12 protein-coding genes are annotated in these 17,375 nt (G+C 42.7%); 1 reads left to right on the forward strand and 11 read right to left on the reverse strand.

All coding sequences use genetic code 11. The features are described from left to right. Positions 1 to 44: 44 nt before the first annotated feature. Together rpsL and C825_RS24825 are read right to left on the reverse strand one after the other, a co-directional pair. Entirely contained in the window at positions 45 to 446 is a 402-nt protein-coding gene (gene rpsL, locus C825_RS24820; RefSeq protein WP_009859549.1) for a 30S ribosomal protein S12, read from the reverse strand. 456 nt (positions 447 to 902) lie between these two features. Next, positions 903 to 2,261, reverse strand: coding sequence for a VapE domain-containing protein (locus tag C825_RS24825; protein WP_010800554.1), 1,359 nt, complete (start codon positions 2,259 to 2,261; stop codon positions 903 to 905). A 296-nt stretch (positions 2,262 to 2,557) separates the two neighbouring features. Between C825_RS24825 and C825_RS24830 the strand changes: the two genes are divergently transcribed. After that, positions 2,558 to 3,169, forward strand: a complete 612-nt coding sequence (locus tag C825_RS24830) for an HU family DNA-binding protein (RefSeq protein WP_009859561.1) — start codon at positions 2,558 to 2,560, stop codon at positions 3,167 to 3,169. Between the two features lie 86 nt (positions 3,170 to 3,255). Here C825_RS24830 and C825_RS24835 read toward each other — a convergent pair whose 3' ends face one another. From C825_RS24835 to C825_RS24875, 9 genes are all read right to left on the reverse strand, one after another. After that, the gene (locus tag C825_RS24835; RefSeq protein WP_010800555.1) at positions 3,256 to 5,361 is read right to left on the reverse strand and encodes a hypothetical protein; all 2,106 of its coding nucleotides are present in this window, start codon (positions 5,359 to 5,361) and stop codon (positions 3,256 to 3,258) included. Positions 5,362 to 5,378: 17 nt separating this feature from the next. Further along, positions 5,379 to 7,001: a RagB/SusD family nutrient uptake outer membrane protein gene (locus C825_RS24840; RefSeq protein WP_009859563.1), complete on the reverse strand. Its 1,623-nt coding sequence runs from the start codon at positions 6,999 to 7,001 to the stop codon at positions 5,379 to 5,381. Between the two features lie 12 nt (positions 7,002 to 7,013). Further along, positions 7,014 to 10,292 (reverse strand): SusC/RagA family TonB-linked outer membrane protein, encoded by a 3,279-nt coding sequence (locus C825_RS24845; RefSeq protein WP_010800556.1) that lies wholly within the window; start codon positions 10,290 to 10,292, stop codon positions 7,014 to 7,016. Between the two features lie 185 nt (positions 10,293 to 10,477). Next, positions 10,478 to 11,485 (reverse strand): FecR family protein, encoded by a 1,008-nt coding sequence (locus C825_RS24850; RefSeq protein ID WP_010800557.1) that lies wholly within the window; start codon positions 11,483 to 11,485, stop codon positions 10,478 to 10,480. Positions 11,486 to 11,568: 83 nt separating this feature from the next. Further along, positions 11,569 to 12,105, reverse strand: a complete 537-nt coding sequence (locus C825_RS24855) for an RNA polymerase sigma-70 factor (protein WP_009859567.1) — start codon at positions 12,103 to 12,105, stop codon at positions 11,569 to 11,571. A 41-nt stretch (positions 12,106 to 12,146) separates the two neighbouring features. Beyond that, positions 12,147 to 14,045 carry a DNA mismatch repair endonuclease MutL gene (gene mutL, locus C825_RS24860; protein ID WP_010800558.1) on the reverse strand — a complete coding sequence of 633 codons (1,899 nt, stop codon included), beginning with the start codon at positions 14,043 to 14,045 and terminating at the stop codon, positions 12,147 to 12,149. Next, entirely contained in the window at positions 14,042 to 14,347 is a 306-nt protein-coding gene (locus C825_RS24865; protein WP_010800559.1) for a hypothetical protein, read from the reverse strand. The genes mutL and C825_RS24865 overlap by 4 nt, the downstream gene beginning before the upstream one ends. A gap of 25 nt (positions 14,348 to 14,372) precedes the next feature. Continuing rightward, positions 14,373 to 15,995 carry an OstA-like protein gene (locus tag C825_RS24870; protein ID WP_009859570.1) on the reverse strand — a complete coding sequence of 541 codons (1,623 nt, stop codon included), beginning with the start codon at positions 15,993 to 15,995 and terminating at the stop codon, positions 14,373 to 14,375. Next, entirely contained in the window at positions 15,992 to 17,356 is a 1,365-nt protein-coding gene (locus tag C825_RS24875; protein ID WP_009859571.1) for a peptidylprolyl isomerase, read from the reverse strand. The genes C825_RS24870 and C825_RS24875 overlap by 4 nt, the downstream gene beginning before the upstream one ends. Positions 17,357 to 17,375 lie beyond the last annotated feature (19 nt).

Consider the following 17,375-nt stretch of genomic DNA (forward strand, 5'->3'; position numbering starts at 1 on the left):
GCTTTAATACTTAAATTTAAATTCTCAGTTTGAAAGGGTGATTTTTACTTCTTTCCTTTTGCTGGAGCAGCACCCGCTTTTGGACGTTTTGCACCGTATTTAGAACGACGCTGAGTACGACCATTAACGCCAGCTGTATCCAAGGTACCACGTACAATGTGATAACGTACACCAGGAAGGTCCTTCACACGACCACCACGTACTAATACGATTGAGTGTTCCTGCAAGTTGTGTCCTTCTCCCGGAATGTAAGAGTTTACTTCTTTACCATTTGTCAAACGAACTCTCGCTACTTTACGCATTGCAGAGTTAGGCTTTTTCGGGGTTGTAGTATAAACACGTACACAAACGCCACGTCTCTGAGGACAAGCATCCAATGCAGGTGATTTACCTTTTACCACCAAAGTTTCCCTTCCTTTTCTAACTAATTGCTGAATTGTAGGCATTTCTTTTCTTTTTTAAACTTTGAATGTGTTATAATTTTATTTATCTCTTTTTTCTATTTCAGGCTGCAAAGATACGCATTATTTCCGTATAACCAACGAGTTACATCTGTTTTTCTGCATAATCTGCGCTAAAAACGGTGCAAAGTTACATAATAGTTCCCGTTTGTTTCTGTTCTACAACATGTGAATTCAAACTATTTATTATTATTTAACACGAAGCCCCGCCGGCTTAAAACCAACAGGGCTTGTCTTGTGTCTGTTTTCTCTCTTCACAAAGGTACTGACATATATAATACAACAAATCACCTTTCAGGTTTCAGCCGATATATCACACTGATTATCAAGCCAAAACAATGAAAGATGATTTATCAAGAATCTTTCTCTTATCCAACCACATTTTCCCTATTTTTCAGAGTCAAATGTTAATTGGCCCTTTTTACACCTTAAAAGACCATTTTACACCAGTGCTACCACCCTATAATAATTACCGGATTCGGTATGTTTCCGTTCAATCCCCAGGGAAGAAAGGAACTTTCCGAAATTACCTGCCGATACCGAGCGCATAGCTGCCGGATTATGCTTTTTCAACCGCTGGAAAATCTCCGCAGCAGAAAGCATCAATGCCTTCTCTCCATATTCGGCCGGACGAAAACAACTCCTGAACACATCTTCTTCAACAGGATGCTTGTAATACGATTCGTTGGCCGCCATGATCTCCGCTTCCTCTTCAGAAGTGAACCAATACCGTTCGCCGGCCAGTAATTCGGCTTTCAGCTGAGCATAAAGCTGACGATAATCAAGCGGAGAACAATCTATTTTATTTTCTATTTCAACACACAGGAACCGACGACTTCCAGTGGGATCAGTCAGCAACTCCTTCTGATTAGACGTTGCGATGAAAGAAGCGACACGGGGTAACGGACGATAATTTTTCTGGTGTGCTTTGCGAACACATGGATTGACAACCTGCATCAGGTTCTTCAACAATGCCATCTTGCGAGGAGTAAACTTATCAAATTCATCCATATTGATCAAGCCGAATTCCGTTAGCTTACATTCTGCCGCCGATTGGGCGGACAGATCGTAGCTGTCCGTATAATACCGCTGCAACTCACGGGGAAGCAATAATTTACAAAACGTAGACTTCTGTTTTCCCTGTGTACGACTGACTAATACCGGTGATACACTGTTTGCATGCAGCCGGTCTGTCTCCAACCATTGTGCCGCCATCCCCAACAACCAGCGATGAAAACATTTTACCCACAACGGAACAGAAGAAACCCTGCGTGCCAGGCTATCGATCCGGTCGATCCCATCCCAGTCCGGTAACTCATCCATATAAAGGCTGAACGGATGATATTCAGGAATGCTATCGGAAAACACATAACGCGACACATCCCTGTCCCAACAATCTATCCCTTGCTTTCGCGCTTCTATACAGAAACTGTTCAACTCGCGCTGTCCCACAGGCTGGAAGCAGGCTCCGGAAAGATTCCGCTTCCTGAATTCCGTCTCCGATGTCAGCTTGTTGAAACGGAGATCGTACTGTTCACCCAGAAACTGCTCCATTGCCATCATCGCCCGGGTCGCTTTTTGCAAAGGGGTATCCGTTGCTGCAAGGGGCACAACATTACCTGCATTATTCACACCCGACACTTCCTGCATCATTGTCGAGTGTTTTTCCGGTAGCTCTTCTGTTGCCACTACCGACATCACCTCCGATACTGCATTTGCTATCACTTCCGTTTCATCCGAAAACCGTCCGTGCATCACCAGGTCACACAGCTTTTCAATAAGATTTTTAATCGCATTCATATTCGTTTTTTTTAGTTATTTTCAGCGAATATAATACCGTATATCAAGGTTTTACAAATTAACAGACTACTATTTTCCAACAATCTCATCTACCGGAAAAGTAGGCAAAAAGTATTGCTTAAGTCATATACATCTATTACCTTTGTAGTCATTCAATAATCACTCCACAGTTGTAGGGCGTAAGAACCACTGCTGTTAAGCAATAGCCTTACACTTGTGAGTCTTACGCCCTACAATTGTCAAGCGATGAATAGACAAGCATTTAAACAGGAGTTATTCATTAAACAAGTAAGAATATGTCAGCAGAATACGACTTCTATAAAAACCCCATACCGAAAGGGAGTAACCGCAAACCACGCCTGCATGCCCGGATTGTGCCGCGAGGAGTTATCACCACCGAAATGCTCTCAGAAGAGATACACGATGCCAGCAGCCTGACAACCGGTGATGTAGAAGCAACTATAACCATGCTAAGCAAAGCGATCATCCGTAATCTGAAACAAGGAAAAAGAATACATATCAAAGGATTGGGTTATTTGGAAATGACACTGCAATGTCCTCCTATAAAAGACCCGAAAGAGATACGGGCCGAATCCATCCAGTTCAAGTCGGTGGCGTTTCGTCCGGAAATAGCGTTAAAAAAGGAATTGAGTACCACCCGGTTTGTCAGGGCAGCACATAAAAATCATTCGAAAAGTCGCTCGGAAACAGAAATTGACAACTTATTAACCATCTATTTCTCAACCCATGAATATATCACCCGCCTGGAGTTCCAGCAAGTTTGCAGATTTACGAAAGGGACAGCCAATCGTCGTCTGACAGAAATGGTAAAAGCCGGGAAATTAAAGAAAGAAGGATTAGATAGATTCCCGATTTATGTACCTGTGCCCGGGAACTACAAAAAATAAGACAAATCAGCCACCCTTCATCCCTACATGTTGTTTTACAAGGCTGAAAGGTGGCTGAAAGCTGAAAGGATAAACACCGTATCTACTTACAGTGATTTATTAAAACCTTCATATTTTACAGTCCACGAACCATCTTTTGGAAAACCCGGAGCGTTAATAGCCGGACAACCGTCCCATCCCCCTGCCATCATGGCAACAGCCGTGAGTAATCCACCGTTACCGGGAAAATAAGGGAAAGGAGCCCTTCCTCCTCCAACAAGACCATGTTCGTCGAAGTCGAAGGCCGGATAATTTAACAAATAGTCGACAGCCTTATCCGGATGGGATAAACGGGCCGCACACATGGCAAGCATAGGAAAATCCCATCCCCATGTATCATTCAACTTCCAGGTATTATGAACTTTGGATAATGTTTTATCCATAACAGAGATATCGACTCCGTCTCCCGGTAACATGCCATAGGTTCCGATCAAAGCCGGATGTTCAAAAGCATACTTGGTCCACATATCCCGAATACCTTCATGAGTCACATATACACCGTCTTCAACCGGCAGCGGAGACAATTTTTCTTCAACAAGCTTCCAGTTTTCCTCTACCGGAAGTGAAAGACGTTTACGCCATTCGTTGGCTACCCGTAAACCGAATTTCCAATAACTCAGTTCAAAGGCCGGATTCATCGTTTCTTCCGGCTTTGTATTTTCAGAAACAATAAATACAGGAGGACCTAAGACATACTGATCCCTATCTTTCACATAGAAAGCATAATCGGTCATAAAATCAGCCGTACCGAAAATAACCTGTTTCCATTTCTCCAGGGTTTCCCGGGTAGGATGCAATCTATAATCCAACTCTGCAAAATAAATCGGATGGGGTTGTTGCCAGATCAGTGTCGCATGTATCAGGTTAGGCCATTCACGATCAAAATCAGCCGTACATTTCGGCCAACGGGCACCCTGGTACCCCTGTCTTTTAGCCCTCTCTATGGAAGTCGGCAAATAATCACGGTAAACGGAAAGCGATTTATCCAGCAAGTTCCAACGGTTCCATAACGCATAATGAACACCATGCCACCAGATCATTTCAAAATGAAAACGTCCGTACCAGCCATTATTGACCAGTCCGCTTTCCTGAGGAGGAAGCGAACCTGCCTCATTTATCTTCATTACGAATTGGGACAATACGATCCTTCTCTCCAATTCTTTCCAGCGAAGATCTTTACTGGCAGACAGGTCGATTGCCGCTCCCGATTCCCAGAAAGATTTCCAACCAGCGGAACTTTCCCTGAATATCTGGTCCGCAACCAACCCTCCATTGGTTTCCTCACGGGAATAAAGGCAGGAGAATTCAAGCCGATCGGTATTTTCAGGACAGAGTTCAAAATGATGGGGACTATCCCCGGCTGCCTGTTCAAGGCGTGCCGGAGATGTCCATCTCAATGCTGTATAGTAATGTATATCGTCCATGTTTCTGGCGATCAGTACCCGGTCTTTCTCTTGCTTTTTAAGAACGGACTGATGGGCACCTGGTTGGTCATAGGTTCCCAGACAGTCCTGAAACTGATCATCTTTAGGATAAGGAAAATCCAGAAATACCGATAATTGCCCTTTACGAATCAAAGGACTTTCCACGGAAACTGCAACTGCATCTGATGTAGGGTGACAAGCTGTTTTCACCGATACGGGGATACCATCCAGTTTAAACTGACTGTAAATAATGCCTGTCCACAAATCAACCTCCTGTCGGGTATCCGACAAATCGGTTTCAGTCACCGGAGTACCATCCGGCTTCGTCAACTTAAATCCGATACGTCCCAGGTTAAAACGGTGCGGATTTCCTGCCAGCCACGCCGAAAGTTCCGGTTGTTCGGGATTTGGAAGCTCATAAGGAACATCCCTTCCATGCGTATCCATCGTAAGTCTTTTAAAATCCTCCACCTTACAACCCTCCGGCAAAGGAAAACTATGCCAACTCCACTGTGACATCGTATTGAAAGGAACAAAAGTCTGTAACCCGGTAATATCCACAGAAAAGGCAAACTCTCCGTTACCTACCTGAGCCGGACTCCGGGGATTGGTCTTCGTTGTCACGATACGATGCCTGTCAACAACAGCTTTGCGGTCGATCTTCGCCTGACCGCTTATGCCTACACTTGCAAACAAAACACAAATAAGAACACTAATCAGTTTTTTCATTGAGAATCAATTTATTATTAATAACCTGGATTTTGCACCAGCGAACCTTCACTCTTATCTATCTCCGTACGAGGAATAGGAACCAGTTTATGTTGCTCTAAAAACGACCGCTTCAATAACATTGTAACTTCATATGTTTTAGTACCATCTGCCTGCTTTTGAATATTCATTGCCAATAGGTCCCTATTCTCTGTTTCATCAGCAATACACCATCTTCTTACATCAAAAAAGCGATGTCCTTCAAAAGCAAGCTCCACACGACGTTCATTCCGTATCTTATCTCTCAGCTTTTCGCCGGAAGCGGTAACAGGCGGCATATTCACACTTTGACGGGCACGTACCTTATTAACATATTCACGGGCTTGTTCCTCATTGCCCAACTCATACATGATCTCTGCATAATTCAGATAAAATTCTGCTAACCGGAAGAATATCCAGGGATTTTCAGGTTTTACGGATGACCCTGAGGGCGGAATGGATTCGACCATGAACTTTTTAAACGCATAAGCCGTCTTCGAGGCATTCCATGAACCGATGCTACTCTCCGGTGAATCAAGTCCGCCGTGCCAGGTTTCTGTCTCCCGTCCGGCCCACATAGAACCATCATGCAAGATCGAAGCATCCAGACGCGGATCACGTCCGGCATATGGATTCGACTCATCATAGCCGGAAGCCGGATTTATCTTCAACGGCAATTCCTCATTCAGATATGGTAATTCACCATTTGTCATCTCATAAGCATTCACCAGATTCTGCGTCGGGTTCTCTCCGGTCCATCCATTTGAACCATTCCGACCGTTAAACAGCATAAAGTCGGTAGAATTGGCCTGCGTAAAGTAACGCGCAAAGATTATTTCATCATTATCTTCCAGGAAGACAGACTGATAATCATTACCCAAACTATATCCGGCATCCAATACGGCCTTTGTCGCTTCTGCCGCTGCTTCCCATTTTTCTTTTGAATGGGAAGGATTATTCTGCTCGCTGGCAGCATATAATAGAACTCTCGCTTTTAAAGCCTTACAAGCATCCCCTGTAGCACGTCCCAACGTTTCACTGCTCGATTTTGCAGGTAACCAAGTCATCGCTTCATCCAGTTCTTTTGTAATGAAATCCACACAATCGCTATAAGAATCACGTTTCACCTTATAATCCTGATTCAACTCGAACAAGTCTGTGATCAGGGGAACATCGCCATAACGCCAAATCAGATTCGCATAGATCCAGGCACGGATAAATTTCATCTCGCCTTTCATTCTGTTTTTTAGATCTGTCTCAACCGGAGCATCATCAATCCGGTCAAAGAAAACATTGATCGTACGGATGTTACTATATGCAGACTTCCAATAATTAATCTTCTCTGAAATACCCGTTACGTTATCAGAAGTCATTTCTCCTTTTTGAATCACCCAGAAATTAGCCCAATTATGAATACAATAAGTTTCGTCACTCGCATCACTTAACATATGCTGACTAAATTCATGATTGATAGAATTATAAGAAGCATTCACATAAAGTTCTATCAATGCACTGTCTTCCCATACATCAGCATCCGAAACTTTATCCAGAGGTTTCATGTCCAGCACATCACATGAGTTCAAAGCTAAAATAGCCACTAATATATAAATTATCTTTTTCATATCAAATAGTATTTAGAATGTTACATTTACGCCAAAGTTATAGGTACGCTGTTGCGGGTAATACCAAAAGTCTGTTGTTTCCGGATCAAATCCCAATTCCTTCATATGATCGTAAATAATAAAGAGATTATTGGCACTAAAAGAAACGCGCAGATTCTTTACCCATAACTTCTCACAGATAGAAGCAGGTAGCGTATAACCGAATTCCAGATTTTTCAAACGAAGAAAACCGGCATTCAACAGCCATTGGGTCGAAGCTTCCGTATTATTATTCCACATACTCGAACTACCTCTCGGCATAGAAGCCTTTGTATTTTCTGGTGCCCACCTATCCTTGGCACGCCATTCCATAAAGTTTCCCAATGAATAACTCATTACCGGAAAATAACTTCCGAAATATTGTTTTGCATTCTCCTGTCCCTGGAACAGCAACGAGAGGTCGAATCCCTTATATTCGAAATTCGCATTAAAAGAATAAACTATTTCAGGAGTATTAGTCTGGTTCACACGGATACGGTCCCTTGAATCAATCTGACCATCTTTGTTGACATCTTCATAAATGATATCTCCCGGTTGTGTATTCAATAAATGAGGCAATGACTCTATCTGCTCTTCCGATTCAAAAATACCAATTGCATTATAGTACAATCCCGATCCGATCGGGCGACCGGTTGCATACTGATAGGGCTCAGCCGCAGGTTGCTCATCACTGAAAACAACTTTATTACGAGCAAAAGACACATTAGCAGACAACCGATATTTCAGAGGATTTGAATAGTTCTCATGGGAAACGATCATTTCAAAACCTTTATTATCTACTATACCGATATTCTCATCCGGCAACTTCAATCCTGTATAATCCGGAATAATAGCAGAACGCTTCGTCAATATATTGGAACGTCTGGTTTTAAAATAATCAAACTCAATTCCTAACAGACCATTCCATAAACGAGAATCAAAACCAATATTGGTTGTCTTGGCAACTTCCCAGGTGATATTAGGATTGGGTACACCGTTTTGAACTAACCCGGTTACATCATTCTTCCCTATTACATAGTTGCTACCATAACTATAAGTCGTCAGATACTGATAAGCCCCAACCTGATCGTTCCCCATTTTGCCATAAGAGCCGCGTATCTTCAGGTTATCCAGGAAAAGCAAATTCTTCATAAACGGTTCTTCCGAGATTCTCCACCCTAAAGAAAAGCCAGGGAAGAATCCATATCGTTTGTTTTCCGGAAAATTAGGAGATCCATCCCGACGGAAAGTGAACTGGGCCAAATATTTCCCAGCGTAATCATAAGACAAACGTCCGAAAATATTTTGCCTCGCCGTTTGTGACGAACTCCCATCATTACTTTGTTTGTTTTTATCACTGCTTCCGGCAAAGATCTCCGGTATTGAAATGGAAACATAATCCCCTCTATAGGCCTGAAGATAATTTCCTTTTGTTTCACTTTGTTCATAACCGACCATGGCACCAACATGATGAACACCAAAGGTATGATCATAGTTCAACTTTGCAGTCATGTACAAATTAGTCGGATTCTCATACTTCTCAGAAAGATTGGCCTTATCGCTTCCCATACCGGAACGTCCTTTATACAGTTCACCTGTCTTTTCATCCTTATAATAAACATAATCAGGTGTCTGAAAATCTTTGGTAAAGACATAACCTGCATCATAACTGGCACTACCGTCCAGCCACAAACCTTTCACCCAAGGGATATCCAGTTTAAAAGAAACCGTACTCTGAAGAGCTGTAGTCTTTATATCCCGTGTTCCACCAGCGTCGCTTACCATATTCATGATATTTTCACTTCCCCGGTTTGGCATTAACTTGTCCGTCCCGGGCCAATAAGGCTGCCAACTGGGCAAATATAAAAAGATATGACTATATGTCTCATTCGTCGAGAAATACGGATAATGATTATCATCGACCTTTCCTGCCAGGTTCATTCCTACCTGAAGATATTTAGTAACCTGAACATCAATATTGGAACGTAAATTATATAATCTGACATCTGTTGTCCCATTTTTATAATGTCCGCTCTGATGTGACTCACCCAACGATAAATAATATTTCAAACGTTCATTACCACCTGATACTGACAAATTTACACGATGTTGCGGAGTTAACTTCTTGGTGATAAAGCCATACCAGTCCGTGTTCGGATAATCTGGATCCGAACCGTTTCTGTATTTTTCCAGTTCTTCTGCAGTATATCTCGGAGCACGTCCTTCTCCTTCCTCTATTTCATTATATACTTTAGCATAAGTATAAGAGTCTGCCATCTTTGGTGTACGCGTCGATTCCGAAAATCCCTGATTATAAGAGAAACTTACAGAGGGTTTCATGGTGTTCCCACGTTTCGTAGTCACCAGTAAAACACCATTGGCAGCTCTTGCTCCATAAATCGCTGCAGAGGCATCTTTCAACACTGAAATATTTTCGATATCATTGGGATTTATTTCGCCTAAACCTCCACGTTCCACACCATCGATCAGGACTAAAGGAGAAGAGTCGCCCGTCGTACTTTTACCACGGATAAAAATGGACGGATCGTCTCTGCCAGGCTCTCCTGAACGGTTATTTATAATAACACCAGGTAAACGTCCGATCAAAGAATTGGCTACATTAATCGACGGACTTTTCATTACCTCGTCCCCCTTCAATGAAACAACAGATCCGGTAACAGATATCTTTTTCTGTGTACCATATCCTATAACGACAATCTCTTCTATTTGTTTTGAATCTTCTTCTAATTGAATAGCTACCGGCTGCCGGGAACTTGCAGAAACTTCTTTCGGGTTATAACCAATATATGTAACCTGTAAAACAGCATCAGCAGCAACTGAGAATTCAAAATATCCGTTCATATCCGTAACCGTACCATTGGTTGTTCCTTTCTCAACTACATTCGCACCAATAATACCTTCTCCACTATCGTCTTTGACAAATCCACTCACTTTTTTCAGAGTCCGTTCCATTGCTTTTTTCAGGATCAAATGATTCCCTGAAACTTCAAAAGAGATTTCAAGCGGAGGTAGAACTTTATCCAATACAGATTTCAGAGCCTCATTATTAGATGTAACAGAGACAGGTAAATCCGAATTGATCTCATTATAAAAAACAAATGTATAGTTTGTTTGTTTTTCAACGGAAGAGACAAGCTCTTTCAAGGTACTATTCTTTAGCGACAACGTCACTTTCACGGATTGGGCAAATCCTACATTGGTAAAAATTATTGATAATAACGTAACAATTAACGTTTTTCTTATCTTAAACATCTTCTTAAAATTTAAGGTTATAATAAAAATCGTATCTTTGCCCTTGAATATAAGCTCCCTATTCTATTCATTACGATGAATAGAATCTTCGAACAAGAGTTATATTGAAGGTCGCAGGCATTATGAATAGCGGTTCATAATGCCTCTTCTTTACTACACCAATAGAAAAGTAAAGGGGGAATCTGTTATTTATATCTTATGGTCACCTCCTCTCCGTTTATTTTATAGTCTATAGGAGTTATCTGGTTGATCAGATTCAACATCTCAGTCAATGATTCCGTTTTCAAAGTAAACCAATAAGAATAAGACGGATTTTCATTTTCCAACCTGATCTTAACCCCATACCAACGCTCTATTTTTCTAAAGACATCGTAAAGGGATTCTCCTTTAAACTGTAATTTATTCAACATCCAGATATTATAAGCCTCTGCATCAAAAGCGGAAACATTCCAGCTAATATCCGATTTAGCGATCTGCACTTTCTGCCCCGGCACCAATCTGGTCAGTAAATCACGCTCCCGACTGGTTTCTACCGAGACACTCCCCTTATCCAGAGCCACTGAAATAAAGGAATCGGCAGGATAATCAGTCACTGAAAAACTTGTACCGTGCACCAGTACATTGACCGTACTGGTATTCACTATAAATTTTTTATTCTCATCATGTACGACATCAAAATAAGCTTCACCCTCCAATTTTACCAATCGGCGTTTTTTAGAAAAGTCTACCGGGTAAGTCAATTTTGAATCGGAATTCATCCAAACTTTCGTTCCATCAGGCAATATAAGCTGGGATTTTTGTCCGGAAGGAACAATAAATACAGCCTCCGCAGCCAAATAATTTCCATCCGAACGGTAATAAGCAGAAAGCCAGACAGAAAAAGAAAGTCCAACCAATAAAGCAATTGAAGCTGCAACAGCAATGGCTTTATAAAGTTTCTTCTTAGTATATAATATTGTTTTAACAGGTTCATTGATCCGGGACAATATGTTTCCCCACATCTTATCACTATCTGGTAGCACGAACCGGGAAAAATCAGCATGTGCAATTTCCCATTCATGTAGATATTCCTGGTACAATTTTTCATTCTCAGGTGATTGGGCACGCCACCTCCTCACTTCCTTTGATTCTTCTACGGAAGTTTGGTTTACGAAGTGTTTCGCCAATAATGTATGAGGTATTTTCTGATCCATCTTTTTATATTTCTATATAATAGACACATCCCATCAAAGAATACCCTTAAAACAAAATAATATTTTTTCTGATTTTCGAATAATTATAGCAGAGTTAGCAAAAAAACGAAGATATCCCCTCCTTCTTTATAAGATGAAAGCATCTTTTCTCTTATTCTTTTTAATGCGATACCCATCTGGGCTTCAACAGTTTTGACTGAAATACCTTTCTCTTCCGCAATTTCTTTATAAGTTTTTCGCTCATCGCGGCTCATCAAAAAAATTTCCCGACATTTTGGAGGTAGAGCTTCGATCGTATCCTGTAATAATAAAAAAAACTCCGCCCGGTCAATGCAATCCTGCGCTTGTCTTTCCTCCAATTCCATTTGAGCCCATCGCTCCAATATGATCGTCCGCGTATGTTCATTCCGTAGATAATTCAACATCCTATTCCGGGCACTGCTATACAGATAGGTTTTGAGATAAGTTATATTCAAATTGTCAGATTCTTTCCAGAGGTATACAAAAACATCTTGTACAACTTCCTCAATAGCTTGCTCATCGTGAGTATAGTAATTGAGAAAATAGCATAGTTTTTTATGATACTGCTTGTATATGCTGCGGAACTCCTGCTCACTCATCTCCTTAGTTATTAGACGAGCAAATATACTATATTATTTACTTATCTGAACCGTTTCTCCAGTTCTTCGTCAGTCAGCATGGAAATGATCGTCTTTCCGTCGGGAGTCAGGTTGGAATCCGGGCAGGAGAACAAGGTTGCGATCAGGTGATCCATCTCGTCGGCAGACAATGTTTTACCCGGACGGATGGCTGCTGCTTTTGCCAGAGACAAAGCGATTGCTTCACAGATCTCTTCATGTACTTCACATCCTGTCTCGATAGCACGGTTGACAATATCCTTTATCAGAACCAGCTGGTCTACATTCTCAAGTCCGGCAGGCAGGCCGTTGATCGCATAACTGTTATTTCCCAGATTCGACAAGTCGAAACCGATAAAACGCATATCTTCCAACAGAACAGGCAAGACAGCAGCTTCTGCTGCCGTGAACTCAATGATTTCGGGGAAAAGAACCTGCTGCGATGCACCTTTCTGCTGTCGCATATTATTCAGATACTGGTCGAACAAGATACGTACATGAGCTCTGTACTGGTCGATCAGGGCCAGGCCGGACTTCAGTGAAGTAACGATATAACGACCTTTGTACTGATAGCATGGAGTAGTCGTTTCGGCAAACAAGGCTTCGCCTCCAACAACAGAAGCTATCGGTTCCGGCTTCTCATCAGCATCCGTCTCAATCACCTCTCCCATCATTTCCAAATCTTTACGCACGGCATCGCGGTCGCTTTCAAACCCCTGATAGAGTTGTGACCAGTCGAACTCCGACTTCCCGGAAGACGAAGGAGATGGCGAAGACGGAGAATAAGAAGACGGGGTAGAAGATGCCTTGAAGGGATTATAACCCGAATCAAGCTGCACGGTCGGTGCTCTAAATCCGTCCGGTTCTTTGACCGGGTTGTAAACCGGGATGTCTATCGCATCTTCCACATCAAAATCAATGGTAGGGATAGCACTCGACTTTGCCAACGCCTCACGGGTTGCCGCCATCAGTATCTGCCAGATAGGCTGCTCGTTCTCAAACTTAATCTCGGTCTTAGTCGGGTGGATATTTACATCGATCGTAGAAGGATCAAGCGTGAAATAGATAAAATAATTGGGTTGTTCGCCGGGAGGGATCAACTGTTCATAAGCCTGCATAACGGCCTTATGAAAATAGGGATGCTTCATGAAACGTCCGTTCACGAAGAAATATTGCAGTGCACCACGCTTCTTGGCAGAGTCGGGGCGACCTACAAAACCGGAAATAGTGACCAGCGAGCTTTGTGCATCCACAGAAAGCAACTTCTGGTTCAGGTTCTTGCCATATACATTTATAATACGCTGGCGGAGACCTGACTCCGGTAAATTAAATATCTCGGTATCATTGTGGTTCAACACCAGGGCTACCTGCGGGTTGACCAGGGCGATACGTTCAAATTCATTGATTATATTACGGAACTCCGTTTCATTCGATTTCAGGAATTTACGGCGCGCGGGTACATTAAAGAATAGGTTCTTGATCGAAAAAATACTTCCCTCTGTACAAGCATCGGGGCTAATATCTTCCAATGTGGAACCGGCGATGGATAGCTTCGTACCCAACTCAGTTCCTCTCAAACGGGTACGCAGTTCCACATGGGCTACCGCAGCGATAGAAGCCAGCGCCTCTCCGCGAAATCCCATCGTATGGAGGGAAAACAGATCTTCAGCCGAAGATATCTTGGAAGTAGCATGCCGTTCAAATGCCATACGGGCATCTGTCTCAGACATACCTTTCCCGTCATCGACTACCTGGATCAATGTACGGCCGGCATCCTTAATGTTCACCTGGATATGTGCGGCTCCGGCATCGATCGCATTTTCAACCAGTTCCTTTACAACGGAAGCAGGCCGTTGAATGACTTCACCGGCCGCTATCTGATTGGCTATACTATCGGGTAATAAATGAATTATATCGCTCATGACCAAAACAAAAACCAGAGTAAAGCACCCAGGACTGCGATCCCCACGATCAGTTTTGCGCTCTTATATTTACGGCTACGCGCATCGTCGCCTCTGTCAAGGCTTTTCTTCAGATGCGAAGTACCCTCAATAAAAGTTCCTTTGATCTGCGGCTTGTAATCTTCCAGCGATTCTTCCATGCCCATCTCGCGTTTCATTTTACGCACACGTTCTTCCATCGCCTCTTTATGGGGATCCCAATAAATAGGTTTATGATTGAACTGCCGGGGTTTACGTACATTATAAAATGAGAAAAGTGCCATAACTCAACAAATTTAATAATAAATGCTATTGCTCGTGCTTAAACTTATTGCTTCGAACCGGTGCGTCTTCGACTCTCCTCTTCACTACCTGATAAATATCATCTTTATTTTTCGGACGCAAGTAATCAAACCAATAAAAATCTTTCAGTGTTTTCTGTTCCGGCTTCAGATCGGGTATAGGGGTAAGACTTCCCTGCGGACTGGGCCATATCTTCAGCCGTTCCAACGCATTGTCTTTCACCCAAATTGTCAGGAATCCGCTCTTGGTTTCATTTAAACCGATCATCGCACCGTTATCCAACGGATAAAAGATGGATTCCGCATTCCCTTCGACATCGATCTGCCGGACAGCCTGACCTTCAAAATATGCTTTCAGGTCATTCCCTTTCAATTGATTATAATAAGTCGAATCGAGATGCTGCACTGCAAATGCATATTGTATCACATGTGCATAATCGATCGTACTGTCATTCATATAGATAACTATCGTATCACCGGATATCTGGTACTGCTCATTCCACAGAATCGGATCCCTATACATATATAATATGGAATCACGCGTATTAAACTGCATGGAATCACAAACACCCTGCATATCGGTGCGATAGAAACGCACACCATAAAATGCCTTTATTTCGCGGGCCGTCGAATCGATCGACATCATTTCCAGCGTATCGGCATGCAGATATAACGTGTCGCCCTGCGAATATTCAAGGAAACGGGCACTGTCGGTTGCAAACGCATATTCCGTCCGCTCATTATAGAAACCGTACTGTCCCTCCAGCATTACTTTCTGAGCCGTATCCTGCAAGCACATATTCCCGAAGGCTTCACCGAAACCGGCATTCTGGTCATATGATATAGAATCGCCGATCAGGACCCTGTTGCCCGAATAAACTTCGGAACGGTCTAGCAACAGCGAAGTGTTAGCTTCCGTATTGTACCATCCGCGGGAAGAATGGATCGTCCCGCTGTCTGAAACAATGATGGAAGGTCCCAGTATTGTTGCAATCTTCGATTCGGTATCGTAATGAAGCGTATCCGAATAGAGTGTAAAATTCGGATTCTCCAGACGCACACTATCATTAAATATAGCCAGTTTCGTGCCCGGAGAATATTGACCGTAGAAAGAGGACAACTGATTCAGCGAGTCAACGATCAAACCGCCGTCAAAATAATAACCGATATCGGGAATACGCTCATAGTTCAAACTATCGGTAAAAAGCGTTACCTGCCCGTTCTCCATACGGACATTTTCACGCAGGTAAGCAATCTGGGTATCCCCGTCATAAAACAAGTAATTGCCGTATACAAACAAAGTATCTCCTTGTTCCATACGGACATTACTGAAAGCCTCCAGCGAATTAGTCGCCTCAAAAAAGTATGCACTGTCGCAATACATATACGAACTATCGTGCCGGAAACTGACATTTCCCTCCAGAAACTGTGCATCAGCCTTCATCACTTCCTTATCATAGGATACAGTATCGGCATGCAGCAGATAAACCAGTGTCTTTTTAGTTGTGACCGTATCGGCTGTAGGAGTCTCTCCCTGCTTGACGGATATGGAATCCTGCGTTTGTGCAAAAACACAAACAGCCAGCAGACAAAGCAGTCCTGTAAGAAAAAACTTTTTTACAATCTTCATTCTTTAACCCAACCCGGATATTTGAAATCGCAGTTACGCCATCCTTCGGCAATACGGACATACGTAGTTTTTTGCTTTTTCTTGATCCACTCATCCAACAATTCTTCTCTTTTCTGTTGTTCCACCATATTCTTCATTGCCTGGAAGTCATCAGAAAGATTTGCCTTATGCTGTTCCGTACGGGATTTCAATTTAACGATGGCAACCACTTCCTTCTGTTTGTTGGAAATCATAGTAAACGGTTTGGAGATTTCACCCACCTGCATGTTGTATACCACTTTACCGACTTCCTGGGGAAGTTCCTGCATTTCAAACTTCGGAGTACCGAAATTGTTTCCTTCATGATTCTGGTTAACCATCAACCCTTTGTTGTTACGGGTATCCTTATCGTATGAAACGAATGTTGCAGCTTCCTCAAACGAGAATTTGTTTGCCTGCAAGTCCGCATATAATGAGTCCATGCGGGCAGTCGCTTCCGTCAATTCCTTTTCTGACACTTTCGGTCTTAACAGGATATGACGGCAGTTGATACGGTTACCGCGTTTCTCGATCAGCTGGATGATATGATATCCGTATTCTGTCTGTACAACCTGAGATACACGCTTCGGATCAGAAAGGTTGAATGCCACATTGGCAAACTCCGGCACCAGGTCAGTCTTGCTCATAAATCCCATCTCACCGCCACGGGCTGCAGAAGCTGGATCTTCGGAATACAGGCGGGCCAACGTAGAGAACTCCATCTTACCGCTGTTGATCTGTTCCGTAAAATCACGCAGACGTGCTTTGATAGCATCTGTCACATCAAACGGAATCTTCGGTTCGAAAGTAATGATCTGGACTTCCACTGTTGTCGGGATAGTCGGCAAACTGTCTTTCGACAACTGATTATAAAACTTACGAATTTCAGAAGGAGTCATCTTGATCTCCCCGATCAGCTTGCGTTGCATTTCTGAAACGATCTGCTGTTCACGGAACTTTTCCTTCTGTTCATCCCTGATCTGTGAGATTTTCTTTCCGAAATATTCCTCTACTTTTTCCCTCGATCCGATCTGGTTGATTGCCCAAGTTATCCACTGGTCAGCCTGCTGTATCACCTGGCTTTCGCTGGCCTCGATACTGTCTATCTTCGCCTGGTTCAGGTACAGTTTCTGTATCGCTATCCGTTCCGGAATCACACAATAAGGATCACCATCCAGACGTTCGCCTTCGTTTTGCATATACAAACGCTGCGTTTCTACGTCCGAACGTAAAATAGCATCATCTCCTACCACCCACACAATCTCATCAATCACATTATCCTGTGCCATTGCCGCACAAGATAAGCAGGCAAGAAAGAATACAGTTAAAATCTTTTTCATCATTTCTACTTTATAAATTACA

Source organism: Parabacteroides sp. ASF519 (assembly GCF_000364265.2).
GTDB classification, from domain to species: Bacteria; Bacteroidota; Bacteroidia; order Bacteroidales; family Tannerellaceae; genus Parabacteroides; species Parabacteroides goldsteinii.